Below are 25,761 nucleotides of genomic sequence, written 5' to 3' on the forward strand. Positions count from 1 at the left end.
AGCTCCTGAAAAACGTGCCGGCGCGCCTTTAGGCGTCAGCACTCGATAATGTTGACCGCTAAACCGCCACGGGCGGTTTCCTTGTATTTGCTTTTCATGTCGGCGCCGGTCTGGCGCATGGTGCGGATGACCTTGTCCAGCGAGACGAAGTGTTGCCCGTCGCCACGCAAGGCCATGCGCACCGCATTGATGGCCTTCACCGAGCCCATGGCATTGCGCTCGATGCAGGGCACCTGCACCAGCCCGCCAATCGGGTCGCAGGTCAGGCCGAGGTTGTGTTCCATGCCGATCTCGGCGGCGTTTTCCACCTGGGAAACCGTACCGCCCAATACTTCGCACAACGCGCCAGCGGCCATGGAGCAGGCCACGCCGACTTCACCCTGGCAACCGACTTCGGCCCCGGAGATCGACGCGTTTTCCTTGTACAGAATCCCGATGGCGGCGGCGGTGAGCAGAAAGCGCACCACGCCGTCTTCATTCGCGCCGGGGATAAAGCGCATGTAGTAATGCAGCACCGCCGGCACAATCCCGGCCGCGCCGTTGGTGGGCGCCGTGACCACGCGCCCGCCGTTGGCGTTTTCTTCGTTGACGGCCAGGGCGTACAGGTTGACCCAGTCCAGCACCGACAACGGGTCGCGCAGGGCCGACTCCGGGTTCTTGCACAACTGGCGATGCAAGGCGGCGGCACGACGCTTGACCTTCAGGCCGCCGGGCAAGATGCCTTCGTTGCGACAGCCGGCTGCCACGCAGTCCTGCATCACCTGCCAGATCTTCAACAGGCCGGCACGGGTTTCCGCTTCCGGGCGCCAGGCACTTTCATTGGTCAGCATCACCTGGCTGATGGACAGACCGTAGGTGGTGCAATGGCCGAGCAAGTCCTTGGCATGCTTGAACGGGAACGTCAGTGGGGTGGCGTCTTCGACGATCCGGTCCGCACCGGCGGCGTCTTCATCCACCACAAAACCGCCGCCCACCGAGTAGTACTCGCGGCTGCGGATCTGGATACCCGCCGCATCAAAGGCACGAAAAATCATGCCGTTGGGGTGGTAGGCCAGGGGTTTGCGAATCATCGCCAGGTGTTCTTTCTCGTTGAACGCAATGCTGTGTTCGCCGAGCAGGTTCAAGCGACCGTCGCCGCGCATCTGCGCCAGGCGTGCGGCCACGGTTTCGGTGTTCACGGTGTCCGGGTGTTCGCCTTCCAGGCCCAGCAGCACGGCCTTGTCGCTGCCGTGGCCTTTGCCGGTGGCGCCGAGGGAGCCATAGAGTTCCACCTTGATGCCGGTGGTGGCGCTCAGCAGGTTGTCACGCTTGAGGCCCTCGACGAACCGAGCGGCCGCACGCATGGGGCCGACGGTGTGGGAACTGGAGGGGCCGATGCCAATCTTGAACAGGTCGAACACGCTTAAAGACATGAGTTGTTCTCCGGTTTCTTGTTATGTATTGGGTGGTACTCGGTCAATGTGGGAGGGGGCTTGCTCCCGATGGCAGTGTGTCAGTCAACAGAGATGTTGAATGTAAAACCGCCATCGGGAGCAAGCCCCCTCCCACATTTGATTGAGTTCAGCCTCAGGTTACGCGTAGCTCTCGATTGAAGGGCATGCGCATACGAGATTGCGATCACCAAACACATTGTCAACCCGGCCAACCGGTGGCCAGTACTTGCCTTCGATCAACGAAGCGACCGGGTACACCGCTTGTTCACGGCTGTATGGGTGGCTCCATTCGCCAACCAGTTCCGCCGCGGTGTGTGGTGCGTTTTTCAGCGGGTTGTCGTCCTTGTCCAGGGTGCCGTTTTCCACCGCGCGGATTTCCTCGCGGATGGCGATCATCGCGTCGCAGAAGCGGTCCAGTTCTTCCTTGGACTCGCTTTCGGTCGGCTCGATCATCAGCGTACCCGCCACCGGGAACGACATGGTCGGGGCGTGGAAGCCAAAGTCGATCAGGCGCTTGGCCACGTCATCCACGCTGATGCCGCTGCTGTCCTTCAGCGGGCGCAGGTCGAGGATGCATTCGTGCGCCACCAGGCCGTTGCTGCCGGTGTACAGCACGGGGTAGTGCTCTTCGAGCCGACGGGAAATGTAGTTGGCATTCAGGATCGCCAGCTGCGACGCGCGCTTGAGGCCTGCGCCGCCCATCATGCTGATGTACATCCAGGTGATCGGCAGGATGCTTGCACTGCCGAACGGTGCCGCACACACCGCGCCTTCCTTGCGCGCCATGGCCGCGTGGCCGGGCAGGAAGGGCGTGAGGTGGGACTTGACGCCAATCGGGCCAACGCCCGGGCCGCCACCGCCGTGGGGGATGCAGAAGGTCTTGTGCAAATTCAGGTGGGACACGTCGCCGCCGAACTTACCCGGTGCGCACAGGCCAACCATCGCGTTCATGTTGGCGCCGTCGATGTACACCTGGCCGCCGTTGTCGTGGATGATCCCGCAGATTTCGCGGATACCTTCTTCGAACACGCCGTGGGTGGACGGGTAGGTAATCATCAGCGCGGCGAGGTGCTCACGGTGCTCGATGGCCTTGGCGCGCAGGTCTTCGATGTCGACGTTGCCACGGGCGTCGCAGGCGGTAACCACCACACGCATGCCGGCCATGTTGGCGGTGGCCGGGTTGGTGCCGTGGGCCGACGATGGGATCAGGCAGATGTCGCGACGTGCTTCGCCACGGCTCTGGTGATAGGCACGGATGGCCAACAGGCCGGCGTACTCGCCCTGGGAACCGGCGTTCGGCTGCAGGGAGATCGCGTCATACCCGGTGGCCGCGCAGAGCATGGCCTCCAGGTCGGAGGTCAGTTGCAGGTAGCCGGCGCTTTGCTCGGCCGGGGCGAACGGGTGCAGGGCACCGAACTCGGCCCAGGTCACCGGGATCATTTCACTGGCGGCGTTGAGCTTCATGGTGCACGAGCCCAGCGGGATCATGGTGCGGTCCAGGGCCAGGTCCTTGTCCGCCAGCTTGCGCAGGTAGCGCATCAGCTCGGTTTCCGAGTGATAACGGTTGAACACCGGATGGCTGAGGATCGGTGACTGGCGCAGCAATGCGTCGGGCAGGCGGCTGTCCACCGTGGCGTTGACGTCCGGCAGGGCTTTGCCGTTGGCAAAGATCGTCCACAGGGTTTCGATATCGCCTTGGGTGGTGGTTTCGTCGACCGAAAGGCCAACCCGCTCGGCGTCCACCACGCGCAGGTTGATGCGCTGGGCGCGGGCCTTGTCGTGCAGCGCAGCGGTGTCGGCGCCGGTGTGCAGGGTCAGGGTGTCGAAGAAGTGTGCCTGCTCGACCTTGAGGCCCAGCGCGGTCAAGCCCTTGGCGAGCATCGCGGTCAGCTGGTGAATGCGCTTGGCGATCTGGGTCAGGCCCTTGGGCCCGTGGTACACGGCATACATGCTGGCGATGTTGGCGAGCAGCACTTGCGCGGTGCAGATGTTGCTGGTGGCTTTCTCGCGGCGGATATGTTGCTCGCGGGTCTGCATGGCCAGGCGCAGGGCCGGCTTGCCGAAGCGGTCTACCGACACACCGACCAGACGCCCCGGCATGTCGCGCTTGAACGCATCCTTGGTGGAGAAGTACGCCGCGTGCGGGCCACCGAAGCCCAGCGGCACGCCGAAGCGTTGCGCGCTGCCGATTGCCACATCGGCGCCGAACTCACCCGGCGGGGCCAGCAGGGTCAGGGCCAACAGATCGGCAGCCACGGCCACCAGGGCGTTGGCGGTATGGAAACGCTCGGTCAGCGCGCGGTAGTCGAACACGTCACCGTTGCTGGCCGGGTATTGCAGCAGGGCGCCGAAGAACCGGCTGACATCGGTCAGTTCGCGCTCATCGCCGACCACCACGTCGATGCCCAGCGGCTCGGCACGGGTGCGCAGTACGTCGAGGGTTTGCGGGTGGCTGTGGACCGAGGCGAAGAAGGCGTTGCTGCCCTTGTTCTTGCTCAGGCGCTTGCAGAAGGTCATGGCTTCGGCGGCGGCGGTGGCTTCATCGAGCAGCGAGGCGTTGGCGATCGGCAGGCCGGTGAGGTCGCTGATCAGGGTCTGGAAGTTCAGCAGCGCTTCCAGGCGGCCTTGGGAAATTTCTGGCTGGTAGGGGGTGTAGGCGGTGTACCAGGCCGGGTTTTCCAGGAGGTTGCGCAGGATCGGCGACGGCGTATGGCAGTTGTAGTAGCCCTGGCCGATGTAGGTCTTGAACAGTTGGTTCTGGCTGGCAATGGCCTTGATCCTGGCCAGGGCCTCGGCTTCGCCCAGGCCGTCTTCCAGGCCGAGCACGCTGGTGCCCTTGATGCTTTCCGGGATCACGCTGGCGCTCAGGGCTTCCAGGGAATCGAAGCCCAGGCTGGCGAGCATCTGCTGCTCATCTTCCTGGCGCGGGCCGATGTGGCGGGCGATGAACTCATTGGCGGTGCTGAGATTGATGGTCATGGCGCGCTCCTCAGGCTTCGGCGTTGGCTTTGATCAGGCGGTCGTACGCGTCCTGATCCAACAGTTTAGCGACTGCACCGGCATCGGCCGGTTTAAAGCGGAAGAACCAGCCTTCGCCCAGCGGGTCTTCGTTGACCAGTTCCGGGCTGCCATCGAGCTTGGCGTTCACTTCCAGCACTTCACCGTCCAACGGCATGTACACGCCGCTGGCGGCCTTGACCGATTCAACCGTGGACGCTTCAGCGCCCTTGTCATAGGCCTGCAACTCCGGCAGTTGCACGAAAACCACATCACCGAGCGCGTTCTGCGCGAAAGCGGTGATACCCACGGTGACGCTGCCGTCAGCTTCGGCGCGCAGCCATTCGTGATCTTCAGTGAAACGCAACTCGCTCATGGAAACTCCTCAGGGCCAGAATCGTCTGGTGGGCGGGATTGGAATAATGGGGAGTTGCTTAGCAATATCGCGGCCAACCTTATTAATCCGTTATAAATCAATAAGTTAATAAATATGGGTATAGGCTTATGCGGTTTAGCTGTAGCGATTTCGCTACAGTCAGGCCGGGGAAAAAAAGCCTATGTGGATCAAAGCCTTGCATGGCGCGCAAAAAGCAGGGCTGTAGCGAAATCGTTCCACTGTAGCGCTTTCAGTACAGCGGATGTCGTTCTCAGACCAAAACTTGGAAATGCATTCCATGCAGCGAGTCAGGGCTTGTTTGGAATGCCGTACTTGCGCAAGCGGTGGGCGATGGCGGTGTGTGAGGTTTGCAGGCGGCTGGCCAACTGCCGGGTCGAGGGGTAACTGACGTAGAGTTTCTCCAGCAGGCTGCGCTCGAAGTCCTCGACGGCCTGTTCCAGGCTATCGACTTCGCCGTCGTTCTGGCGGGCCACGGAGGTGCCGGCGATGTCCAGGTCACCGATGTCCACCAGGCTGCTTTCGCAGATGGCGGCGGCGCGGAAGATCACGTTCTGCAACTGGCGCACATTGCCCGGCCAGCGGTTGCCCAACAGCGCCGGATAGGTGCCGGGCGCCAGGCGGCACACCGGGCGCTGGATCTGCGCACAGGCCTGTTGCATGAAGTAGCGGGCCAACAGCAGGATGTCCTGGCCGCGCTCACGCAGGGGCGGCACTTCGACGTTGAGCACGTTGAGGCGGTAGAACAGGTCTTCGCGGAAGGTACCTTCGCTGACCATTTTTTCCAGGTCGCGGTGGGTGGCGCTGAGGATGCGCACATTGACCTTCACTTCGCGGTCGCCGCCGACCCGGCGGAAGCTGCCGTCGTTGAGAAAACGCAGCAGCTTGGCTTGCAAATAGGGCGACATTTCGCCGATTTCATCGAGAAACACCGTGCCCTGGTTGGCCAGCTCCATCAGCCCCGGCTTGCCGCCGCGTTGGGCGCCGGTAAAGGCGCCGGGGGCGTAGCCGAACAATTCACTTTCGGCGAGATTCTCCGGCAGCGCCGCGCAGTTCAGCGCCAAAAACGGCGCACTGTGGCGCGCGCTGATGGCATGGCAGGCCCGCGCCACCAACTCCTTGCCGGTGCCGGTTTCGCCCTGGATCAACAGCGGCGCATCGAGCGCGGCCACCCGTTGTGCGCGTGCCTTGAGGGTGCGGATCACCGGGGATTCGCCCAGCAGCGCATCAAAGCCTTCGGCATGATCGTGGTGCAGCGCCGACAGTTGTTCGCCGATGCGGTTGGGTTGGTACAGGGTGAGCAGGGCGCCGGCATCGGTGATCGGCGTGGCGTCGAGCAAAAGCGTCTGGCCGTTGACGCTGATTTCACGCAGGGGCAGGCGAAAGCCGTTTTCCAGCAAGGTGTCCAGCAAGGCCGAGTCATCGAACAGCTCGGCGATACTTTCCCCGGCCGGTTCGCGACCGTACAGCGCGATCAGCGCCGGGTTGGCCAGCAGGATCTTGCCCGCGCTGTCCAGGGCCAGCACCGGGTCGGTCATGGCTGCCAGCAGGGCATCGAGTTGCAGGTGGCGGCGTTGGCCGGGAAGGATGTCCACCACCGTCACCGCTTGTACGCCGTGCACGCTGAACAGCGCGTCACGCAGCTCTTCGAGCACGTCGGCGCTGAGGGTCGGCGCATCGATATAGACGTTGGGCGGCACCATTTCCACCGCATCCAGGTTGAGATTGCGCCCACCGAGCAAGGCCAGGACTTCCTGGGTAATGCCGACGCGGTCGATGAAGCTGACGTGGATACGCATGGGGCGCTAACAATTCTGGGGAGCGAGAGGCGGCAAGTATGCCTTGGAGCGGGGCACAGGTGAAATCTGACAAATAATGGAGATCAAAATGTGGGAGGGGGCTTGCTCCCGATGGCGGTGTGTCAGCTGAAAATAAGCTGACTGACACCCTGCTATCGGGAGCAAGCCCCCTCCCACATTTTGCACAGTGTTGTGTCAGTCCTACCGGGTTACTCCAAGTGTTCAGGTTTGATCGGGTCCCCGGATTTCACATCCAGTTGATGCCGTACATCCTCGAACATCAGGTCGTACTGTTTGTGCATCGAGCCATTGAGCACTGCCATTTTCGGCATCCCATACTTCTGCGCGATGTTCATCGCATGCCGGGCAAAGTCGAATGCCTGGTCCTTGGGCAAGAAGAACTCTTCCTTGAGGTCCTTGCCCTGCACCGAGCCGTGCAGCTTGAACAGCATGCCCTTGCCTTCCTTTGGGTCCTGGCTGACTTCGTAGTCGATACACAGGTTGTAGCTGTAGTCGTCCTTGTTCAGCGCGTGACGTTCGACGTGCAGGTGACCGGGTTCAAAGGTGGCCATAGGCGTATCTCCTCTACTTCACAGATAGGTGATGCCAGGTGTCGCCGTGCTGATGCGTGTGCCGGCGCTGCCCTGGACGATGGCTTCGATGTCGGAGAGTGAACCGATCACCGCGGTTTTGCCAGTCTGGCGGGCGAACTCGCAGGCGGCTTGCACCTTGGGGCCCATGGAACCGGCGGCGAAGCCGAGTTTTTCCATGTCGTCGGGGTGGGCCTGGCCGATGGCTTTCTGGGTCGGCTTGCCAAAGTCGATAAAAGCGGCGTTGACGTCGGTGGCGATCACCAGCAAATCGGCGTCCAGTTGCGTGGCCAGCAACGAGGAGCACAGGTCTTTGTCGATCACGGCTTCGATGCCTTTGAGCTTGCCGTCTTCACCGTACAGGGTCGGGATACCGCCACCACCGGCGCAGATCACGATGGCGCTTTTTTCCAGCAGCCACTTGATCGGGCGAATCTCGAAAATACGTTTGGGCCGTGGGCTGGCCACGACGCGGCGATATTTATCGCCATCCGGGGCGATGGCCCAGCCTTTCTCGGCGGCGAGTTTTTCCGCTTCGGCCTTGGAGTACACCGGGCCGATGGGCTTGGTCGGGTTCTGGAAGGCAGGGTCCTTGGCGTCCACTTCCACCTGGGTGAGCAGGGTGGCGAACGGCACTTCGAAGTCCAGCAGGTTGCCCAGTTCCTGTTCGATGATGTAGCCGATCATGCCTTCGGTCTCGGCACCGAGCACGTCCAGCGGGTACGGCGAAACGCTGGTGTAGGCCGCCGCCTGCAACGACAGCAGGCCGACCTGCGGGCCATTGCCGTGGGCGATGACCAGTTCGTTGCCGGCATGGATCTTGGCGATCTGTTCGGTGGCGATGCGGATATTGGCGCGTTGGTTGTCTGCGGTCATGGGTTCACCACGGCGCAGGAGGGCGTTGCCGCCCAGGGCTACGACGATGCGCATATTGCAATCCTTCTAGAGCTCGTAATCCTTTGTAGGAGCGAGCTTGCTCGCGAAGGAGGTCAACGATAACGCGCCCATCCTGAATGAACGCGGTGCCCTTGAATTTTTCGCGAGCAAGCTCGCTCCTACAGTGGGATCGCAGCAGGGTTTAGATATCCGCGAGTGCCGACACCAGGATCGCCTTGATGGTGTGCATGCGGTTTTCCGCCTGCTCAAAGGCGATGTTGGCCGGTGACTCGAAGACTTCCTCGGTCACTTCCACACCATTGGCCAGGTTCGGATAACGTGCGGCGATGTCCTTGCCGACCTTGGTTTCGCTGTTGTGGAACGCCGGCAGGCAGTGCATGAATTTCACCCGAGGGTTGCCCGAGGCTTTCATCATCTTGGCGTTGACCTGGTACGGCAGCAGTTGCTCGATGCGTTCGTCCCACGCTTCCACCGGCTCACCCATGGACACCCAGATATCGGTGTGGATGAAGTCCACGCCCTTGACGGCTTCTTTCGGGTCTTCGGTGATGGTAATGCGCGCGCCGCTTTCCTCGGCGAAGGCCTGGCACTGTTTGATGAAGTCTTCATGGGGCCACAGGGCTTTCGGCGCGCCGATGCGCACGTCCATGCCGAGCTTGGCGCCGATCATCAGCAGCGAGTTACCCATGTTGTAGCGCGCGTCGCCCAGGTAGGCGTAGCTGATGTCATGCAGCGGCTTGTCGCTGTGCTCGCGCATGGTCAGGGTGTCGGCGATCATTTGGGTCGGGTGGAATTCGGCAGTGAGGCCGTTGAACACCGGCACGCCGGCGAACTTGGCCAGTTCTTCGACGATTTCCTGCTCGAAGCCACGGTATTCAATGGCGTCGAACATGCGACCGAGTACGCGGGCGGTGTCTTTCATGCTTTCTTTGTGGCCGATCTGCGACGACACCGGGTCGATATAGGTGACGTGGGCACCCTGGTCGTGGGCCGCCACTTCGAAGGCGCACCGGGTGCGGGTCGAGGTTTTTTCGAAGATCAGCGCGATGTTCTTGCCTTGCAGGTGCGGACGCTCGGTGCCGGTGTATTTGGCGCGCTTGAGGTCGCGGGACAGATCCAGCAGGTAATTCAGTTCGCGGGTGGTGTGGTGCATCAGCGACAGTAGGCTGCGGTTGCGCATATTGAAAGCCATGATGGAATCTCCTTAATAGTCGATAGGGTCGCGGATGATCGGGCAGGTCATGCAGTGGCCGCCGCCACGGCCACGGCCGAGTTCACCGGCGCTGATGGTGATGACTTCCACGCCGGCCTTGCGCAGCAGGGTGTTGGTGTAGGTGTTGCGGTCGTAGCCGATCACTACGCCAGGCTCCACGGCCACCACGTTGTTGCCGTCGTCCCACTGCTCGCGTTCGGCGGCGAAGCTGTTGCCGCCGGTCTCGACCACGCGCAGGGCCTTGAGGTTGAGCGCTGCGGCCACGGTCTCGAGGAAGTTGGTTTTCTCCCGCTGAATGTCGATGCCGTGGGGTTTGCTTTCGTCAGGGCGCAGGGTGAAGGGCACGATCTGGTTGACCACTTCGGGGAAGATGGTCACCAGGTCGCGGTCGCAGAAGCTGAACACGGTGTCCAGGTGCATCGCCGCGCGGGACTTCGGCAGACCGGCAACGATCACCCGTTCCACCGCTTTGTTCTTGAACAGGTTGCGCGCCAGTTGGCCGATGGCCTGGTGGGACGAACGCTCGCCCATGCCGATCAACACCACGCCATTGCCAATCGGCATGACGTCACCGCCTTCCAGCGTGGCGGCACCGTGTTCCTGGTCGGGGTCGCCGTACCAGATCTGGAAGTCCGCGTTGGTGAACTCGGGGTGGAATTTGTAGATGGCGCTCGCCAGCAGGGTTTCCTGGCGTCGCGCCGGCCAGTACATCGGGTTGAGCGTCACGCCGCCGTAGATCCAGCAGGTGGTGTCGCGGGTGAACTGGGTGTTGGGCAGCGGCGGCAGGATAAAACTGGCGTGGCCGAGGAAGTCGCGGAACATCTCGATGGTCTTGCCACCGAAGCTGCTCGGCAGGTCATCGGCTGACACGCCACCGATCAGGAACTCGGCGATCTTGCGCGGCTCAAGGCTGCGCAGCCAGGAGCTGACTTCCTCGACCAGGCCCAGGCCCACGGTGTTGGAAGTGATCTTGCGTTCCAGGATCCAGTCCAGGGCTTCGGGGTTGGCAACGATATCGGTCAGCAGGTTGTGCATTTCCAGCACATCAATGTCCCGTTCGCGCATCTTGGTCACGAAGTCGAAATGGTCGCGCTTGGCCTGGGCTACCCAGAGCACGTCATCGAACAGCAGTTCATCGCAGTTGTTAGGGGTCAGCCGCTGGTGGGCCAAGCCTGGGGAGCACACCATGACTTTGCGCAGTTTGCCGGCTTCGGAATGTACGCCGTACTTCACTTTTTCCGTGGTCATTACAGATCCTCCAGTGAACATCAGTTACAGAGTCAGGAAGCCGTCGTAGAGGCCATAGGCAGCCACCAGGGCGCCAATGACGACTGCGGCGAAAATCAGCTTCTCGACGTTGGTGAAAATCGGTTTGCCCAGTTCATGCTTGGCCTTGGCGAACAGGATCGCGCCGGGGGCATAGAGCAGGGCGGACAACAGCAGGTACTTGGTGCCGCCGGCATAGAGCAGCCAGACCGCGTAGATCAGTGCGACCGCGCCGATAAACAGGTCCTTCCTGCGCTCCTTGAGGGCGTTTTCGTAGGTTTCGCCGCGTACCGCCAGCAGCAGCGCGTAGGCCGCCGACCACAGGTAAGGCACCAGGATCATCGAGGTGGCGAGGTAGATCAGCGACAGGTAGGTACTGGCGGAAAACAGCGTGATCACCAGGAATATCTGGACCATGGCGTTGGTCAACCACAGGGCGTTGGCCGGCACATGGTTGGCGTTTTCCTTGCGCAGGAACTCCGGCATGGTGTGGTCCTTGGCGGCGGCGAACATGATCTCCGCACACAGCAGCACCCACGACAGCAGCGCACCCAGCAACGAGATGATCAAGCCGACGCTGATCAGCACCGCACCCCAGTGGCCCACCACATGCTCCAGCACGGCGGCCATCGACGGGTTCTGCAGCTTGGCCAGCTCCGGTTGGGTCATGATGCCCAGGGACAGCACGTTCACCAGCATCAGGAACAGCAGCACGGTGATAAAACCGATCACGGTGGCCTTGCCGACGTCGCTGCGTTTTTCGGCGCGTGCCGAGAAGATGCTCGCGCCTTCGATACCGATGAACACCCACACGGTGACCAGCATCATGTTGCGCACCTGGTTCATCACGCTGCCCAGGTCCGGGTTCTTCACGCCCCAGATGTCAGCGGTGAAAATGTCCAGCTTGAAGGCGAACACGGCGATCAACACGAACAGCACCAGCGGCACCACCTTGGCGACGGTGGTCACCAGGTTGATGAACGCCGCTTCCTTTATCCCGCGCAGCACCAGAAAGTGCACGGCCCACAGCAAGACCGACGCGCCAATCACCGCCGCAGGCGTATTGCCTTCGCCAAAGATCGGGAAGAAGTAACCGAGGGTGCTGAACAGGAGGACGAAGTAACCGACGTTGCCCAGCCAGGCGCTGATCCAGTAACCCCAGGCCGACGAAAAGCCCATGTAGTCACCGAAGCCGGCCTTGGCGTAGGCGTAGACGCCGCCGTCCAGATCAGGTTTGCGATTGGCCAGGGTCTGGAAGACGAAGGCCAGGGTCAGCATGCCCACGGCGGTAATTACCCAACCGATCAATACCGCGCCAACATCGGCACTGGCGGCCATGTTTTGCGGCAGAGAGAAGATCCCGCCGCCAATCATTGAGCCGACGACAAGTGCAACCAGTGCACCCAATCGAAGTTTTCCGGGAGATTCAGACATCGCATAACTCCAATGCAGGAGAAGAGAGACCACAGAATAATTCCGTGCGCTAATCAAACAGCTGACTCAGATCACTTCATTGGCACATTCCATTGTGAATTAATGACTTAGACTGGAAAGTCGTGGGCAATAGTTTTCCGCGCAAAGGCGCTTTCCAGAGCGATCTCTGCGGTTTGGTCAATCATTTAGTGCTGCGTATGGACGTTTGAAACTAGCCCGTTTTCCTGAATGTGCAAACTTTTCGCAATGGCGACAATAAAGAGCTTGGAAGCGACAAAGTATTCGGCGTATTTAAAATCTAAATAAGCCTAAACTATGCAAACTGTCATGCCGCTGAGTTATGAGCGTGGCGGTTTTATCGCTGTCTTTAATAAACGCTACACTCGCTGAGTTAATTAGTTGAGTGCATGGTTGTCCGCTCAAATTTTATTCAGGAGTCTGCATGTCTCAACCGGCCCAGAAACTTCGGCTTGGCGCCCTGATTGCCTTGGTGGTGGGCTCGATGATTGGCGGGGGGATCTTCTCGTTGCCGCAGAACATGGCCGCGCGCGCGGAGGTGGGCGCGGTGTTGATCGGTTGGGCGATCACCGCCGTGGGCATGCTGACCCTGGCGTTTGTCTTCCAGACCTTGGCCAATCGCAAGCCGGAACTGGATTCCGGGGTGTACGCCTACGCCAAGGCGGGTTTCGGCGACTACATGGGTTTTTCGTCGGCCTGGGGTTACTGGATCAGCGCGTGGATGGGCAATGTCGGTTATTTCGTGTTGCTGTTCAGCACCCTCGGCTATTTTTTCCCGGTGTTCGGCCAAGGCAATACGCCGGTGGCCATCGGCTGCGCATCGTTGCTGCTGTGGGCCGTGCATTTCCTGGTGATGCGCGGGATCAAGGAAGCCGCGTTCATCAACCAGATCACCACCGTGGCCAAGCTGGTGCCGCTGCTGATGTTCGTGGTGATCGCCGCCGTGGCGTTCAAGGCCGATATCTTCACGGCTGACATCTGGGGCCTGGAAAAGCCGCAATTGGGCAGTGTGGTGGACCAGGTGCGCAATATGATGCTGGTCACGGTATTTGTGTTTATCGGCATTGAAGGCGCCAGTGTGTATTCGGCGCGGGCCGAGAAGCGCGCGGACGTGGGGCGGGCCACGGTGATCGGCTTTCTCGGCGTGCTGGCGCTGTTGGTGCTGGTGAATGTGTTGTCCCTCGGCATCATGAGCCAGGCGGAGCTGGCCGGCCTGCAAAACCCGTCCCTGGCCGGTGTGCTCGAGCATATCGTCGGTCCCTGGGGCGCGTTGCTGATCAGTATCGGCCTGGCCGTGTCGCTGCTGGGGGCCTTGTTGTCCTGGGCGCTGCTGTGTGCCGAGATCCTCTATGCCACCGCCCATGACAAGACCATGCCGGCCTTCCTGAAAAAGGAAAATGCCAACCAGGTGCCGGTCAACGCCTTGTGGCTGACCAATGTGATGATCCAGGTCTTCCTGGTGATCACGCTGTTTTCCCACAGCACCTACACCACCCTGATCTACCTGGCGTCGTCGATGATCCTCGTGCCTTACCTGTGGTCGGCGGCTTACGCGGTGTTGCTGAGCGGGCGTGGTGAAACCTATGAAGGTGCCCACCGCCATCGCATCAAGGACCTGCTGGTGGGGTTGATCGCCCTGGGTTACGCCGTATGGTTGCTCTACGCCGGGGGCCTTAAATACCTGCTGCTGTCGGCGCTGCTGTATGCGCCGGGCGTGATCCTGTTCGCCCTGGCCAAGCGCGAACAGGGCCAGCCGTTGTTTACCCACGTTGAGAAAGGCATTTTCAGCTGCGTGATCGCCGGTGCAGGGCTGGCGGCGTATGGGTTGTACAGCGGGGTGTTGTCGTTGTGATGGGGTGACGGTACTGGCCTCATCGGGAGCAAGCCCCCTCCCACATTTTGAATATGTTCACCCATCAAAGTGTGGGGGGCTTGCTGCCGATAGCGGCCGTCAAGTCACCATTGAGGCCGGTGGGAGCCCAATTCTCCCGCCGGCAAATCCCATTGCAATGGCGTACCGCTGATAGTCAGCGGGGGCAGCAGCCGATGGGCCTGGCCCCAGGCGGTCTGTTCGACGACCAGGCCTTGATCCCCTGGTTCTTCCTCGCGCAACGACGGTTGCTCGGGCACTTGGCCTGCTTGCACCAGTAACGTTGCGGTGCGTGCCAACGACAACCGCGCCGAACCACCGCGCCCCGACTGCAGCCGTTCGCCCAGCGCCTGAATCGCACTGGCCGCCATCAGATACCCGGTCGCGTGATCCAGCGCCTGCAACGGCAGTGGCACCGGTTTATCCGCGTGTTTCCAGAGCATGCCGGCCTCGGCGATCCCGCTGCTCATCTGCACCAGGCTGTCGAAGCCCCGGCGATTACGCCACGGGCCGCTCCAGCCGTAGGCGTTGAGGCTGACGTCGATCAGGCCTGGGGCGAGGTGTTGCAGTTCGGGGGCGGTGTAGCCCAGATGCTCCAGGGCGTCAGCGCGGTAACCGTGGAACAGGATGTCGGCGTCCCTGAGCAAACGCTCGAAAACCCGCCGACCTTCGGGCGTTTTCAGGTCCAGGCGCGCGCAGCGTTTGCCCAGGGTCATTTCCGGGACTACGCCGGGTTCGTTCCAGGTGGGTGAGTCGATGCGCAGTACATCCGCGCCGAGGCCGGCAAGGAAACGACTGGCCACCGGGCCGGCCAATACGCGGGTCAGGTCCAGCACCTTGAGGCCGGCCAGCGGGCGTGCCAGCGAACCGTGCCAGGGTTTGTCGGTCGTGGTTTCGAAGGTCTGGCGTTGGACCAGCGCCTCGGCGTTCACCGCCAACCCCTGCGGATGTTGCTGCCAGGCTTGCCAGGCACGCATCTGCGCGGCGCAGCCACCTTGGTCGACAATCGCCTGTTCCAGTTCTGCCGCGTTCCACGCCGCGACCTTGCCGGCCATCCCGGCGCGGTCGGCGACCTTGCCCAGCACCCGCTCGGCGGCGGCACGGTGATGAGGCGCGTTGGTATGCAGGCGAATCCAGCCATCGGCGCTGGCGTAATCGCCGGCCACCGGATCCCACAACGGTGGCACTTGCCAGCCCAGCGGGCGGATCGAGGACGAGAACCAGAAAGAGGCGAGGCGTCGGTCCACACTCACCTCGGGCTGGCGCCCGGTCTGTTGCCGGATCAACTGGGCGACGGCCTGCCCGGCGGCGCCGATGCTGGCACTGGCCAGCTCGGTGACAGCGAAGGTCGAGGGCAGGGCGCCAGCCTCGGTGAAGGTCAGCGGGGTGTGGGGTAGATCGAGTGCGGCTTGGATGGGAGTCAGCAGGTCAGTCATCAAAGGCCCTCCGTAAGAGAGGGGCCACTATAGAAGATCATCACACCGGCGTGACAACTCCCGGTTCCAACGGCAGGTCGATGCTGGCGATAAAACCACCGGCTGGGTGATTGGCCAGGATCAGGCTGCCACCGTGGCGTTCGGCCGCGCGTCGCGCGATCGCCAGGCCCAGGCCGTGGCCTTGGGCGGTCTGGCCGGGAGCGCGGTAGAACGGTTCACCGAGTTGGCTCAGGTGTTCGGCGTCCACGCCGGGGCCATGGTCGCGCACGCTGATCAGGATACGTTCGCCCTGGCGCTGGGCGTGCAAATCGATCGGTTGCCCCGGCGGGTTGAAGCGCTGGGCATTGCGCAGCAGGTTATCCACAGCCCGTTCGATCATGGTCGGCCAGCCCTTCAGTTGCAGGTCTGCGTCGGTGCTCAGTTGCACCACCTGGTCCGGCGCGCTGAGTTGGGCATCCTTTTGCAGGGTTTTGAGCAGGGGGATGAGGTCGATGTCTTCGGCGCTGGCATTGTCGGCATCGACGCGGGCCAGCACCAGGATCTCGCTGATCAGCGCTTCCAGGCGGTCGCATTCGCGGGTCAGGCGTGGCCAGAGTTTTTCCCGTTCTTCGGGGCTGGCGCGCTCGGCCAAGGCCAGGGCGATGCGCAGGCGCGCGAGGGGCGAGCGCAGCTCATGGGACACGTCGCGCAGCAGCTGGCGTTGACTGCCGATCAGGCTTTGCAGGCGTGCGCCCATGCGGTTGAAGTCGGTGGCGAGTACGCCGAACTCATCGCGGCGGTTAGCCAGTTGCGCCAGGCTGTTCTGCTGGTAGGTGGCCTGGCCGAGGTCATGCACGGCGCCGCGCAGGCGGCTTAGTGGGCGGGTGATGGACAAGGTGACGAACAGGCTGAACAAGGTCAGTACCACCAGGGCAATCGTCAGTGCGCTCAAGGGCCATGCCAGGCTGCTGCGGTGCCACTCGTCCAGCTCCGGGTGCGGGATGCGGTAGATCAACAGGTAGGTGTCGCCGGTCTTCTCGCTGGTGTACTCGGCGGTCAGGCGTCGCCAGGGCAGATGGCCTTCCTTGCTGTCGTTCTGTCGGGCTTCAAAGGCGGCGGCGCGGCGCGGGAAGGTGCCGCGCACCACCGGCTCGCCGCTTTCGTTGAGCACTTGCACGTCGATGTGGTACTGGCGCTTGCGCTGTTGCAGCAGGTCCTGGGCAGCATCCTCACCCTGGGTTTCGTAGAGCTGGGTCCACTCTTGCGCCAGGTTATTGAGGCCGGGGTGGCGGCTGAGAATCCAGGCATCCTGGTTAAGCATGTGCCCAAGCAGGATCGACAACCCGGCAACCAAGGCGATGGCCAGCCAGAAACTGGCCAGGATGCGCCAGAACAATGAACGCACAGGAAACCCTCAAACAGGAAAAGCCCAGTGGTGGTGGCCACTGGGCTGGGAGTGTTAACGCGGGTGCATTATTGCGCTTTTTGCGACTGTTGCGCTTTCCAGGCCTGGAATTCCTTCCATTCTGCCCGGCGCTGTTCTTGCTTCTTGACGATCTCGTCGAACTTCTTCTGCTGGTCAGGCTTGAGCACGGCACGGATATCGGCCTGGGTCTTCTGCTTGCCGGCGGCGATTTCATCCTGCATGGCTTTCTGGTCGGCGGCCGGGAGTTTGTCCAGGTACTTTTTGACCAGGTCCTTGCGAGCGTGCCATTGGTCACCCATCAGCTTGCCGATCTGCTCGCGCTGTTCGCGGCTCAGGTCCAGTTGGCTGAAGGGGCCGCCTTTGCCACGCGGACCGTGTTCACCGCCGTGGCCCGGGCCACCCATCATGTGCCCTTCAGGGCCGCCCATCGGGCCCGGGCCTTCAGGCAGTGCGGCCATCGCAACGGTCGGCAGGGCGGCGGCGAACATCAAAGCGATAAGGGTCTTGCGCATGGTGATTCTCCTGTCTCTATTCCGGTGAGTCCGGATGTGAGTAGATTACGGAGATCAAGGTCAGCCGCCGTCAGGAGAGGGTAAAGGTTTGGTAAGGGGGGCGGCAGCTGCAAGTTTTTAGCTGCAAGCGGCAAGTAACAGCTTTTCACTTGCCGCTTGTAGCTTGCAACTTATAGCTGCCTCTAGAGGCTGTAATAGTAGCCCCGGCTGCGCAACGCCACGATCCGTGGCCGGCCATCGGGGTGAGGGCCGATCTTCTTGCGCAGGTTGCTGACGTGCATGTCCAGGCTGCGATCGTAAAGGGTCAGCTTGCGGCCCAGGGCGATCTGCGCCAGTTCCTGCTTGTCCAGTGGCTCGCCGGGCTGGCGCAATAATGCTTCCAGCAGGCGGCTTTCGGAGACGGTGAGGGTGAATTCCTGCTCATCGATGCTGACCACGCCGCGCACCGGGCTGAAGCACAGGTCGCCCAGTTCCAGTTGGCTGGACACGGCGGCCGGGTGGCTGCGGCGCAATACCGCGCGCAGGCGCGCGGTGAGTTCGCGTGGGTCGCAGGGCTTGGCCAGGTAGTCGTCGGCGCCCAATTCCAGGCCGAGGATGCGGTCCAGGGGTTCGCCCCGCGCCGAAAGCATCAGCACCGGCAGCTCCGGATGGTCGTTGCGCAATTGCTTGAGCAGCTCCAGGCCGCTGCCGTCGGGCAGCATCACATCCAGTACCACCGCCGCCGGGGCGCTGTCGGCCAAGGCTTTGCGCGCGCTCAAGCCATCGTGGCAGGCGCGCACCTGGAAACCTTCCTGGCTCAGCCAACTGCTCAGCAGCTCGCAGAGCTCCTGGTCATCATCTATCAGTAACAGCTCGCTCATGACTCACTCAATTTAGCCATTGTCGACGGCGACGGTGCCCACCGCTGGCGAAGATCCCGCACAACAGGGCGATCAGTGCGACGGCCCCACCCGTGACGAACCATTGTTGCTGCTCGGTCAGCCAGCGGGTCAAGGCGCCGCCCTGTGCATCTTTGAGTTGCTGGGCCAGGCGTTGGTTCTCCTGGCGAAGGCGACTCAATTGAGCGCTTTCGCGGGTGGCATCCGCGCTTTGCAGTTGCTTGCTCAGTTCTTCACGCTGCCGCTCGCTTTCTTTCAAGCGTTGCTGCAACTCGGTGATCTGGGCGCCGGCGCTCAAGGACAGGGGCGTGGAACTGCCGGTGCTCGAGGTTTCTTCAGCGTGGGCCGTAGCCCCGATCATTAACACTGCCAACAGACACAACTGACGTAAGCGCATCGGAACTCCTGATTCCACACGAATATTCAGAACGTTGTCGGCAGGTTGCCGAAAATAATGAGCAATTAGGAGTGCGCCGTACTCAATAGGTTCGGCGCAATCGGGATCAGGGCAGGACTTGCTTGAAGGGTTTGATCACTACGTCGGCGTAGACCCCTGCGGCGACATAGGGATCGGCCTTGGCCCAGGCCTGGGCATCGGCCAGCGAGGCGAACTCGGCGACGATCAGGCTACCGGTAAAACCGGCGTCGCCCGGGTCGTTGCTGTCCACGGCCGGGTGCGGGCCGGCCAGCACGATGCGGCCTTCGGCTTGAAGGACTTTCAGGCGCTCGACGTGGGCCGGGCGCACGGACAGGCGTTTTTCCAGCGAGTTGGCAACGTCGGTGGCAATGATGGCGTAGAGCATGTCAGTCCTCGGTTTTCGGCGTAGTAGGCTCGGTGTCATGCAGGTGGCGCGACAGGTAGATGCCCTGGGCGACCAGGAACAGCACGGTCATGCCCAGGCTGCCGAACACTTTGAAGTCGACCCAGTAGTCCTGGAAGGTAAACGCCACGAACAGGTTGGCGGCACCGCAGAAGATGAAAAACACGATCCAGGCCACGTTCAAGCGTGTCCACACCGGTTCCGGCAGGGTCAGTGCGTGGCCCATGATCCGCTTGATCAGCAGGCGATCACCGATGAAGTGGCTGCCGATGAATGCCAGGGCGAACAGCCAGTTCACCACCGGCGCTTTCCATTTAAGGAAGGTTTCGCTGTGGAAGGCCAGGGTCAGGCTGCCGAAGACCAGGCAGGCGACCAGGGTCAGCCACTGGCTTTTTTCCAGTTTGCGCTGGGAAATGAAGATGGCGCCGTAGACCACCACAGAGCTGATGATGAGCACGGCGGTGGCACTGTAGATGCCGCCGACAGTCAGCTCATGGCCGGCCAGGTCGATGACCCTGGGGTCGAGTTTGTAAACGATGAAAAACAGCAACAGCGGGATGAAGTCGATGAATTGTTTCACAGTAAGAGCCAGAAGCTGGATGTGGCGGCATAATAACAAACATCCTTGGTTGCGATAGCGCCAGCTGACTTGAGGTTACACACCCCCGTGAATGTTGATTTGCACTGCCACAGCACGGCCTCCGACGGCGCCCTGGCGCCCGCGGTACTGGTTGCGCGTGCGTTTGAAAAAGGCGTGCGAGTCCTCTCGTTGACCGACCACGACACCCTCGAAGGCCTCGACGAAGCGCGTACAACGGCCCATGCCCTGGGCATGCAACTGGTCAACGGGGTGGAATTGTCCTGCATCTGGGGCGGCGCCACCATTCATGTGCTCGGCTACGGCTTCGATCAAAAAGCGCCGCCGCTGGTGGAGGCTATCGCGCAATTGCACGATGGCCGCTGGCTGCGGTCCGAAGAAATAAGCCGAAAACTCAGCCTCAAAGGCATGCCCAACGCCCTCGACGGCGCCCGCGCCCTCCAGCAGGAACTGGGTGACAGCGGCAACGCGCCGGCCCGTCCGCACTTTGCCGACTGGATGGTGCGTGAGGGTTTTGTCAAAGACCGCGCCGAAGCCTTTCGCAAGTGGCTGGGCGCCGGCAAGTTGGGCGATGTGAAGCAACATTGGCCGACCCTCGAAGACACCGTCGAGACCCTGCGGGCCTCCGGAGCCTGGGTCAGCCTGGCGCATCCCTGGCATTACGATTTCACCCGCAGCAAGCGTCGCAAGCTGATTGGCGACTATATTGGAGCGGGCGGTCACGCGATCGAAGTGGTCAACGGCTTTCAACCCGCCGAACAGGTGGGCAGCCTGTCGATCCTTGCCCGCGAATTTGGTCTGCTGGTCAGCGCCGGCAGTGACTTTCATGGCCCTGGCGGCTGGTCCGAGATCGGCGAGTACCGCGCGGTCCCGGAAGATTTGCCGCTGTTGTGGGGGAGATTCAAGCATGACCCCATTATTGCCACCGTCTGAACAGGTAGAACCCGTGAGTCAATTCTTCCAGATTCATCCGGAAAACCCCCAGGCGCGCCTGATCAAGCAGGCCGTAGAGATCATTCGCGCCGGCGGTGTGGTGATCTACCCAACCGATTCGTCATACGCCATCGGTTGCCAGATCGGTGACAAGGGCGCAGTCGAGCGTGTCAGACGCCTGCGCCAGCTGGATGACAAGCACAACTTTGCGCTGATCTGTAGCGACTTGTCCCAGCTGGGCCTGTTCGCCAAGGTCGACACCGGCACCTTCCGCCTGCTCAAGGCCCACACGCCAGGGCCCTACACTTTTATCCTCAACGCCACCCGCGAAGTGCCGCGCCTGCTGCTGCACCCGAAAAAACGCACCATCGGCCTGCGGGTGCCGGAGCATCCCATCGCCCTGGCGTTGCTGGCCGAGCTGGGTGAGCCGCTGATGAGTGTGTCGCTGATCATGCCCGGCGACACCGAGCCCCTGGAAGACCCGTACGAGATGCGCCAATTGCTGGAAAAACAGGTGGACCTGATCATCGACGGCGGTTTCGGCGGCAACAAGGCCTCCACCGTGATCAACCTGGCCGACGGCGAACCTGAAGTGATCCGTGTCGGTTGCGGCGATCCTGCGCCCTTTATGGCCGAGGCCTGAATGTCAGCCGTGGAAACCGTCGACAGCCAGGCGGGCGCCCAGCAGGAGCTGCCGTTTGCCATGGTGTACGGCCAGGCGGTGCTGGAAATGCCGCTGGACCTGTACATTCCGCCGGACGCCCTGGAGGTCTTCCTTGAGGCTTTCGAGGGCCCGCTGGACTTGCTGCTGTACCTGATCCGCAAGCAGAACATCAACATCCTCGACATCCCGGTGGCGGAAATCACCCGCCAGTACATGGGCTATGTCGAGTTGATGCAGTCGGTACGCCTGGAACTGGCTGCCGAGTACCTGGTGATGGCCGCCATGCTCGCCGAGATCAAGTCGCGCATGCTGTTGCCGCGCGCGGAGACGGTCGAGGCCGAAGAGGACGACCCGCGCGCCGAACTGATCCGCCGGCTGCAGGAATACGAGCGCTTCAAGGCCGCCGCCGAAGGTATCGACGGCCTGAGCCGCGTCGGCCGCGACGTGGTGGTACCCAAGCTCGACGCCCCCGAAGCCCGCGCGCGCAAGCTGCTGCCGGACGTGAGCCTGGAAGAGTTGCTGATGTCCATGGCCGAGGTGCTGCGCCGTGGCGATATGTTTGAACACCACCAGGTCAGTCGCGAGGCCCTGTCCACCCGCGAGCGTATGAGCGATGTGCTCGAACGCCTCAAGGGCGGCGGGTTTGTGCCGTTTGTGGAGCTGTTCACGGCGGAAGAAGGGCGCCTGGGGGTGGTGGTGACCTTTATGGCGGTCCTCGAGCTGGTCAAGGAGTCCTTGGTCGAGCTGGTCCAGAATGAGCCTTTTGCGGCTATCCACGTGCGGGCGCGAGCCGAATAAAGAGCTGAAACGATGAATCTGACTGAACCCCGCGAATTGGCCCCGTTGCTGGAGGCCTTTCTCCTGGCCTCGGGTAAACCGCAATCCCTGGAGCGTCTGTTCGAACTGTTTGAGGAAGCCGAGCGCCCTGAACCGCCGGTGTTCAAGAAGGCGCTGGAAATCCTGCGCAAATCCTGCGACGGCCGCGCCTTTGAACTGCGTGAGGTGGCGTCGGGTTATCGCCTGCAGATCCGTGAGAAGTTTTCCCCGTGGGTCGGCCGCCTCTGGGAAGAGCGCCCGCAGCGCTATTCACGGGCGATGCTGGAGACCATGGCGCTGATCGCCTATCGCCAGCCCATCACCCGTGGCGAAATCGAGGACGTGCGGGGCGTGGCGGTTAACAGCCATATCGTCAAGACGCTGCTGGAGCGTGAGTGGATCCGCATCGTCGGCTACCGCGACGTGCCCGGCAAACCGGCGATGTTCGCCACCACCAAGGTGTTCCTCGACCATTTCAACCTGAAAAACCTCGACGACCTGCCGCCCCTGGCCGAATTGCGTGAGATGGAAGCCGAGCCGGTGCTCGACTTCGACGACGCCCCGGTCCCGGCGAGCCTGCAGGAACTGGCCGACGCCACCGCCGAGCCGGAGGAGCCCAGGGACGAAACCAGTTTCCACACGTTGTTGCTGGAACTGGACGACATGGAGCAGGGCATCAAGACCGACTTTGATGACTTGCTGCGCGATGGTGCGGCCGAGCCGGAAGCCCAGGTGAGCGTGGAGGTCGAACCTGAACCTGAGGACGATATCCTCGGCGTGGCCGAAGCCCGCGAAAAACTCCTGGCCGCCGTCGCCGCCCTCGAACAACCGCCCCTGAGCGACGAAGAAGACGAAGCCCGGGCACTGGCCGAAGCCATCGAGAACGAACGCCGCCAGTTCGAAGACTGACGCAGTCGAATGCGGGGCCTGGGGCACCACCGGTCGGCGGAAAAAACCATGACCTGGCGCTTATCGACTAGTCTCTGATGCGCAACGCGCGCCATGGGCGTATGATTCGCGACCCTTTGCCGACCTATTCGGCCAAAGCCCAGCTTTCAACACTCTTCAGGCCACGCCTGAATCGACCCACCGGGAGGTGCTTAAGATGAACGACAAAGACCAGAACGACAGCCAGGAAATCGGCCCTGCAGGCGAAAAGCTGCAAAAGGTGCTGGCGCGTATCGGCGTGGGCTCGCGCCGCGACGTCGAAGCCTGGATCACCCAGAAGCGCATCAAGGTCAACGGCGTCGAGGCCACCCTTGGCCAGCGCGTCGACCTGCACGATGCAATCACCATTGATGGCAAGGTCATCAAGCGTGAAGAGGCCGCCGAATCGGTGCGCCGCGTGATCATGTACAACAAGCCCGATGGCGAGATCTGCACCCGTGACGACCCGGAAGGCCGTCCGACCGTGTTCGACAAGATGCCCAAGCCCAAAGAAGGCCGTTGGATCAACATCGGTCGTCTCGACATCAACACCACCGGCTTGCTGATGTTCACCACCGACGGTGAACTGGCCAACCGCCTGATGCACCCGTCCTACGAGATGGACCGCGAATACGCCGTGCGTGTGCGTGGTGAAGTCGATGATGAGATGATCGAACGCCTCAAGGCCGGCGTGGTGCTGGAAGACGGCCCGGCCAAGTTCACCGACATCAAGCAAGCGCCGGGCGGTGAAGGTTTCAACCACTGGTACCACTGCGTGGTGATGGAAGGGCGTAACCGTGAAGTGCGTCGCCTGTGGGAATCCCAGGGCCTGGTGGTCAGCCGCCTGAAGCGCGTGCGTTTTGGCCCGGTGTTCCTCAACTCCGACCTGCCGATGGGCCGCTGGCGCGAAATGAGCCAGTACGAAGTCGACATCCTCAGCGCCGAAGTCGGCCTGACGCCGGTCGCCATGCCGCAGATGAACGCCAAGAGCAAAGACAAGCTCGATCGTATGCAGCGTAAATCGTCGCGCCCCGTGGCCCGCACCGAACGTGTTGCCCGCACCCTGCGCCCGGCGCTGGATGCACCGGCTACCGGGGGGCGTATCTCACGTCAACCGCACATCGAAGGCGAGCGTCGCCCAACCGCGCCATCGCGCCAGGAAGGCGAACGTGCGCCACGCACCCCACGCCCAGCCGGTCGTGGTGACGCGCCAAGCGGTGGTCGCAGCAACCGTGGTGACGCCGGTCGCGGTGCTCCAGCATCCGATCACCCAGCCGACAGTGCCAACACCAAGCGCCCGGCCAAGCCAGCGCCGAAAAAGCGCCCAGGCCTGAAACTGGTCGCGGACGAGCCATCGGGCAAGCGCCGTGGCGCACCGGCCGGTTCAGGTCAACGTCCAGGCTTTGGTCGCAAGAAACCGCAGTGATGTAACCGCGGCACACAAACGCCAACCCTAGGGTTGGCGTTTGTGTGCCTTGGAATAGAGGTAAAACATGTGGGAGGGGGCTTGCTCCCGATAGCGGTGTATCAGCTTGCCAATCCGGCGACTGACGCACCGCTATCGGGAGCAAGCCCCCTCCCACAGTTGGATCTCCATCGTTTTCAAGGTCGGTGATCAGAACGCAAAGATGCCGTCAAAGACGGGTTTGTCATCCAACGCCAACACCCCACTGGCAAAGATCAGGTCCAGGTGATGGCTGCCTTTCTGCCCGCCACCCAAGCCCAGGTGCAAGCCGCAGTGGCGCTCCTCGAACCCGGCATTGCGCGCATACAGGTCCTTCACCCCTTCATTGGTGCCAATCCCCAGTTCCTCCACCCGGCGATTGGACGGGTTGGCATTCAGGTATTTATTGAAGTCGTCGGCCAGCCCCGGCACGTCACTGGCCACGCTGCAGATGGTCGAGTTTTCGATCCACAGTTCCAGTGGTGACTGCAGCACGCCGTACTTGCGTGCGAAGGGGATGGTGCTGAGAAAGGTGCCGACAAACCGCACCTGACCATTGATGGCCTCGCTGTGGGTGGCGATTTCGCCGGGGGCCAGGTCGTGGTTGCCGATGCCGTTGATATTGGTCCACTTCTTGATGCTGCTCATGGGCGCCTGCAGGCGTGAGCCGTGTTTGTCGGTAAAGCTCAGCACAGCGGCTTGGGACATGCGCCGGATCAGCGTGGCGTTGAGGTCGGCGATGCGCTGCGGCTCGACGCTGAAAGTGTCGTAGAAGTAGTCGCCGTAATCCTTGAACAGCAGGGATTTCTTCCAGTGTTCGGCCATCACGCCTTGCAGGGCACGGATGAAGTCCGGGCCTTCGGCGCGCGGGTTGGGCAGGGTGGAGGAATCGTAGAGGAACAGGTACAGGTCGCAGGCTTCGATGGCCTGCGCCAGGCTGTCGCTGTCGGCCAGGTCCAGGCGCTGCACCTGGAAGTTGAAACGGGCGGCGCTGCTCTGGGCGATCGCCTGGGCGATGGCGTCGTAGCGCTCGGTGTGGCCCAGCAGCACAGTGGGGCAGTTCAGGCCGCTGAGGGCCGGATGGTGTGCAAGGTAGTAGAGAAAGTGTTCAACGGCGCGGGCCTTGTCCATGACGTATGTCCTTGTGTGCCTTGGGTAAGGAGGCAGGTGCCGTGCACAGCACCTGCCGAATACGTGCCGGGTGTCAGAAAGGCCACATCGCCGTGCCAAATGGCACCACGGCATCGGCTTGCATCATTTCAACGGCGGCCTCGTGGGTCGGCGCTTCAAACCAATCGTCGAGCTGCAGTTCGGTTTCCAGGTCGTTTTCCAGTGCTTGCATGGTGTATCTCCTAGAGGACGTTGTTTGAGAACGGCTTGCCAGCGGGCTTCGCTGGGCAAGTGAAAGAACCTAGG

The 25,761-nt window shown here is 62.1% G+C and carries 24 protein-coding genes; 6 read left to right on the forward strand and 18 right to left on the reverse strand.

Going from position 1 to position 25,761, the window contains the following annotated elements:
- Positions 1-35: 35 nt before the first annotated feature.
- From Q8X51_RS12395 to arcD (Q8X51_RS12435), 9 genes are all read right to left on the reverse strand, one after another.
- Complete coding sequence (locus Q8X51_RS12395; RefSeq protein WP_065947880.1) at positions 36-1,412, reverse strand: L-serine ammonia-lyase; 1,377 nt, start codon at positions 1,410-1,412, stop codon at positions 36-38.
- Positions 1,413-1,571: 159 nt separating this feature from the next.
- Positions 1,572-4,412, reverse strand: a complete 2,841-nt coding sequence (gene gcvP, locus Q8X51_RS12400; RefSeq protein ID WP_323147090.1) for an aminomethyl-transferring glycine dehydrogenase — start codon at positions 4,410-4,412, stop codon at positions 1,572-1,574.
- A gap of 10 nt (positions 4,413-4,422) precedes the next feature.
- Complete coding sequence (gcvH, locus tag Q8X51_RS12405) at positions 4,423-4,806, reverse strand: glycine cleavage system protein GcvH (protein ID WP_027605554.1); 384 nt, start codon at positions 4,804-4,806, stop codon at positions 4,423-4,425.
- A 308-nt stretch (positions 4,807-5,114) separates the two neighbouring features.
- A complete protein-coding gene (locus Q8X51_RS12410; RefSeq protein ID WP_407693904.1) occupies positions 5,115-6,623 on the reverse strand; it encodes a sigma-54-dependent transcriptional regulator in 1,509 nt (502 codons plus the stop codon).
- A gap of 209 nt (positions 6,624-6,832) precedes the next feature.
- Positions 6,833-7,195, reverse strand: coding sequence for a DUF5064 family protein (locus Q8X51_RS12415; RefSeq protein WP_065925907.1), 363 nt, complete (start codon positions 7,193-7,195; stop codon positions 6,833-6,835).
- A gap of 18 nt (positions 7,196-7,213) precedes the next feature.
- Positions 7,214-8,143 carry a carbamate kinase gene (gene arcC / locus Q8X51_RS12420; RefSeq protein ID WP_065925908.1) on the reverse strand — a complete coding sequence of 310 codons (930 nt, stop codon included), beginning with the start codon at positions 8,141-8,143 and terminating at the stop codon, positions 7,214-7,216.
- Positions 8,144-8,291: 148 nt separating this feature from the next.
- Positions 8,292-9,302: an ornithine carbamoyltransferase gene (locus tag Q8X51_RS12425; RefSeq protein ID WP_015885593.1), complete on the reverse strand. Its 1,011-nt coding sequence runs from the start codon at positions 9,300-9,302 to the stop codon at positions 8,292-8,294.
- 12 nt (positions 9,303-9,314) lie between these two features.
- Positions 9,315-10,571, reverse strand: a complete 1,257-nt coding sequence (gene arcA / locus Q8X51_RS12430; RefSeq protein WP_027605560.1) for an arginine deiminase — start codon at positions 10,569-10,571, stop codon at positions 9,315-9,317.
- Positions 10,572-10,595: 24 nt separating this feature from the next.
- Entirely contained in the window at positions 10,596-12,023 is a 1,428-nt protein-coding gene (gene arcD, locus Q8X51_RS12435) for an arginine-ornithine antiporter (RefSeq protein ID WP_065925910.1), read from the reverse strand.
- Between the two features lie 442 nt (positions 12,024-12,465).
- Between arcD (Q8X51_RS12435) and arcD (Q8X51_RS12440) the strand changes: the two genes are divergently transcribed.
- Complete coding sequence (gene arcD, locus Q8X51_RS12440) at positions 12,466-13,893, forward strand: arginine-ornithine antiporter (RefSeq protein WP_065925911.1); 1,428 nt, start codon at positions 12,466-12,468, stop codon at positions 13,891-13,893.
- Positions 13,894-13,997: 104 nt separating this feature from the next.
- Here arcD (Q8X51_RS12440) and Q8X51_RS12445 read toward each other — a convergent pair whose 3' ends face one another.
- The 7 genes from Q8X51_RS12445 to Q8X51_RS12475 all read right to left on the reverse strand — a co-directional run bounded on the left by Q8X51_RS12445 (position 13,998) and on the right by Q8X51_RS12475 (position 19,543).
- Entirely contained in the window at positions 13,998-15,347 is a 1,350-nt protein-coding gene (locus tag Q8X51_RS12445) for a CoA transferase (RefSeq protein WP_367246332.1), read from the reverse strand.
- A 40-nt stretch (positions 15,348-15,387) separates the two neighbouring features.
- Entirely contained in the window at positions 15,388-16,731 is a 1,344-nt protein-coding gene (locus tag Q8X51_RS12450; RefSeq protein WP_315872395.1) for a sensor histidine kinase, read from the reverse strand.
- Between the two features lie 68 nt (positions 16,732-16,799).
- Complete coding sequence (locus Q8X51_RS12455) at positions 16,800-17,264, reverse strand: LTXXQ domain protein (protein WP_074847523.1); 465 nt, start codon at positions 17,262-17,264, stop codon at positions 16,800-16,802.
- A gap of 182 nt (positions 17,265-17,446) precedes the next feature.
- Positions 17,447-18,124 carry a response regulator transcription factor gene (locus tag Q8X51_RS12460; protein ID WP_027605566.1) on the reverse strand — a complete coding sequence of 226 codons (678 nt, stop codon included), beginning with the start codon at positions 18,122-18,124 and terminating at the stop codon, positions 17,447-17,449.
- A gap of 7 nt (positions 18,125-18,131) precedes the next feature.
- Positions 18,132-18,539 (reverse strand): translation initiation factor 2, encoded by a 408-nt coding sequence (locus Q8X51_RS12465; RefSeq protein ID WP_027605567.1) that lies wholly within the window; start codon positions 18,537-18,539, stop codon positions 18,132-18,134.
- 106 nt (positions 18,540-18,645) lie between these two features.
- Complete coding sequence (locus Q8X51_RS12470) at positions 18,646-18,945, reverse strand: YciI family protein (RefSeq protein ID WP_027605568.1); 300 nt, start codon at positions 18,943-18,945, stop codon at positions 18,646-18,648.
- Between the two features lies 1 nt (position 18,946).
- Positions 18,947-19,543 (reverse strand): septation protein A, encoded by a 597-nt coding sequence (locus Q8X51_RS12475; RefSeq protein WP_065925914.1) that lies wholly within the window; start codon positions 19,541-19,543, stop codon positions 18,947-18,949.
- An 87-nt stretch (positions 19,544-19,630) separates the two neighbouring features.
- On the opposite strand from Q8X51_RS12475, the gene Q8X51_RS12480 reads away from it, so the two are divergent.
- From Q8X51_RS12480 to rluB, 5 genes are all read left to right on the forward strand, one after another.
- Entirely contained in the window at positions 19,631-20,494 is an 864-nt protein-coding gene (locus Q8X51_RS12480) for a PHP domain-containing protein (RefSeq protein ID WP_407693905.1), read from the forward strand.
- A gap of 13 nt (positions 20,495-20,507) precedes the next feature.
- Positions 20,508-21,137: an L-threonylcarbamoyladenylate synthase gene (locus tag Q8X51_RS12485; protein WP_027605571.1), complete on the forward strand. Its 630-nt coding sequence runs from the start codon at positions 20,508-20,510 to the stop codon at positions 21,135-21,137.
- A 120-nt stretch (positions 21,138-21,257) separates the two neighbouring features.
- A complete protein-coding gene (locus tag Q8X51_RS12490; RefSeq protein ID WP_169898658.1) occupies positions 21,258-21,956 on the forward strand; it encodes a segregation and condensation protein A in 699 nt (232 codons plus the stop codon).
- A gap of 12 nt (positions 21,957-21,968) precedes the next feature.
- Positions 21,969-22,883 carry an SMC-Scp complex subunit ScpB gene (gene scpB / locus Q8X51_RS12495; RefSeq protein WP_407693906.1) on the forward strand — a complete coding sequence of 305 codons (915 nt, stop codon included), beginning with the start codon at positions 21,969-21,971 and terminating at the stop codon, positions 22,881-22,883.
- Between the two features lie 196 nt (positions 22,884-23,079).
- Positions 23,080-24,327: a 23S rRNA pseudouridine(2605) synthase RluB gene (rluB, locus tag Q8X51_RS12500; RefSeq protein ID WP_027605574.1), complete on the forward strand. Its 1,248-nt coding sequence runs from the start codon at positions 23,080-23,082 to the stop codon at positions 24,325-24,327.
- Between the two features lie 189 nt (positions 24,328-24,516).
- Here the strand turns inward: rluB and Q8X51_RS12505 are convergent, their stop codons facing one another.
- Positions 24,517-25,476: a leucyl aminopeptidase gene (locus Q8X51_RS12505; protein ID WP_407693907.1), complete on the reverse strand. Its 960-nt coding sequence runs from the start codon at positions 25,474-25,476 to the stop codon at positions 24,517-24,519.
- 73 nt (positions 25,477-25,549) lie between these two features.
- A complete protein-coding gene (locus tag Q8X51_RS12510; RefSeq protein ID WP_003175756.1) occupies positions 25,550-25,687 on the reverse strand; it encodes a hypothetical protein in 138 nt (45 codons plus the stop codon).
- Positions 25,688-25,761 lie beyond the last annotated feature (74 nt).

Origin of the sequence: Pseudomonas sp. Yb2C2 (genome assembly GCF_052112325.1) — a bacterium.
Lineage (GTDB): Bacteria > Pseudomonadota > Gammaproteobacteria > Pseudomonadales > Pseudomonadaceae > Aquipseudomonas > Aquipseudomonas marginalis.

What these genes read in the sequence shown, in the direction of transcription:
- Q8X51_RS12395 (WP_065947880.1), bottom strand. Translation starts at nt 1,412, where the DNA reads ATGTCTTTAAGCGTGTTCGACCTGTTCAAGATTGGCATCGGCCCCTCC.
- gcvP (WP_323147090.1), bottom strand. Translation starts at nt 4,412, where the DNA reads ATGACCATCAATCTCAGCACCGCCAATGAGTTCATCGCCCGCCACATC.
- gcvH (WP_027605554.1), bottom strand. Translation starts at nt 4,806, where the DNA reads ATGAGCGAGTTGCGTTTCACTGAAGATCACGAATGGCTGCGCGCCGAA.
- Q8X51_RS12410 (WP_407693904.1), bottom strand. Translation starts at nt 6,623, where the DNA reads ATGCGTATCCACGTCAGCTTCATCGACCGCGTCGGCATTACCCAGGAA.
- Q8X51_RS12415 (WP_065925907.1), bottom strand. Translation starts at nt 7,195, where the DNA reads ATGGCCACCTTTGAACCCGGTCACCTGCACGTCGAACGTCACGCGCTG.
- arcC (WP_065925908.1), bottom strand. Translation starts at nt 8,143, where the DNA reads ATGCGCATCGTCGTAGCCCTGGGCGGCAACGCCCTCCTGCGCCGTGGT.
- Q8X51_RS12425 (WP_015885593.1), bottom strand. Translation starts at nt 9,302, where the DNA reads ATGGCTTTCAATATGCGCAACCGCAGCCTACTGTCGCTGATGCACCAC.
- arcA (WP_027605560.1), bottom strand. Translation starts at nt 10,571, where the DNA reads ATGACCACGGAAAAAGTGAAGTACGGCGTACATTCCGAAGCCGGCAAA.
- arcD (WP_065925910.1), bottom strand. Translation starts at nt 12,023, where the DNA reads ATGTCTGAATCTCCCGGAAAACTTCGATTGGGTGCACTGGTTGCACTT.
- arcD (WP_065925911.1), top strand. Translation starts at nt 12,466, where the DNA reads ATGTCTCAACCGGCCCAGAAACTTCGGCTTGGCGCCCTGATTGCCTTG.
- Q8X51_RS12445 (WP_367246332.1), bottom strand. Translation starts at nt 15,347, where the DNA reads ATGACTGACCTGCTGACTCCCATCCAAGCCGCACTCGATCTACCCCAC.
- Q8X51_RS12455 (WP_074847523.1), bottom strand. Translation starts at nt 17,264, where the DNA reads ATGCGCAAGACCCTTATCGCTTTGATGTTCGCCGCCGCCCTGCCGACC.
- Q8X51_RS12460 (WP_027605566.1), bottom strand. Translation starts at nt 18,124, where the DNA reads ATGAGCGAGCTGTTACTGATAGATGATGACCAGGAGCTCTGCGAGCTG.
- Q8X51_RS12465 (WP_027605567.1), bottom strand. Translation starts at nt 18,539, where the DNA reads ATGCGCTTACGTCAGTTGTGTCTGTTGGCAGTGTTAATGATCGGGGCT.
- Q8X51_RS12470 (WP_027605568.1), bottom strand. Translation starts at nt 18,945, where the DNA reads ATGCTCTACGCCATCATTGCCACCGACGTTGCCAACTCGCTGGAAAAA.
- scpB (WP_407693906.1), top strand. Translation starts at nt 21,969, where the DNA reads ATGAATCTGACTGAACCCCGCGAATTGGCCCCGTTGCTGGAGGCCTTT.
- rluB (WP_027605574.1), top strand. Translation starts at nt 23,080, where the DNA reads ATGAACGACAAAGACCAGAACGACAGCCAGGAAATCGGCCCTGCAGGC.
- Q8X51_RS12505 (WP_407693907.1), bottom strand. Translation starts at nt 25,476, where the DNA reads ATGGACAAGGCCCGCGCCGTTGAACACTTTCTCTACTACCTTGCACAC.
- Q8X51_RS12510 (WP_003175756.1), bottom strand. Translation starts at nt 25,687, where the DNA reads ATGCAAGCACTGGAAAACGACCTGGAAACCGAACTGCAGCTCGACGAT.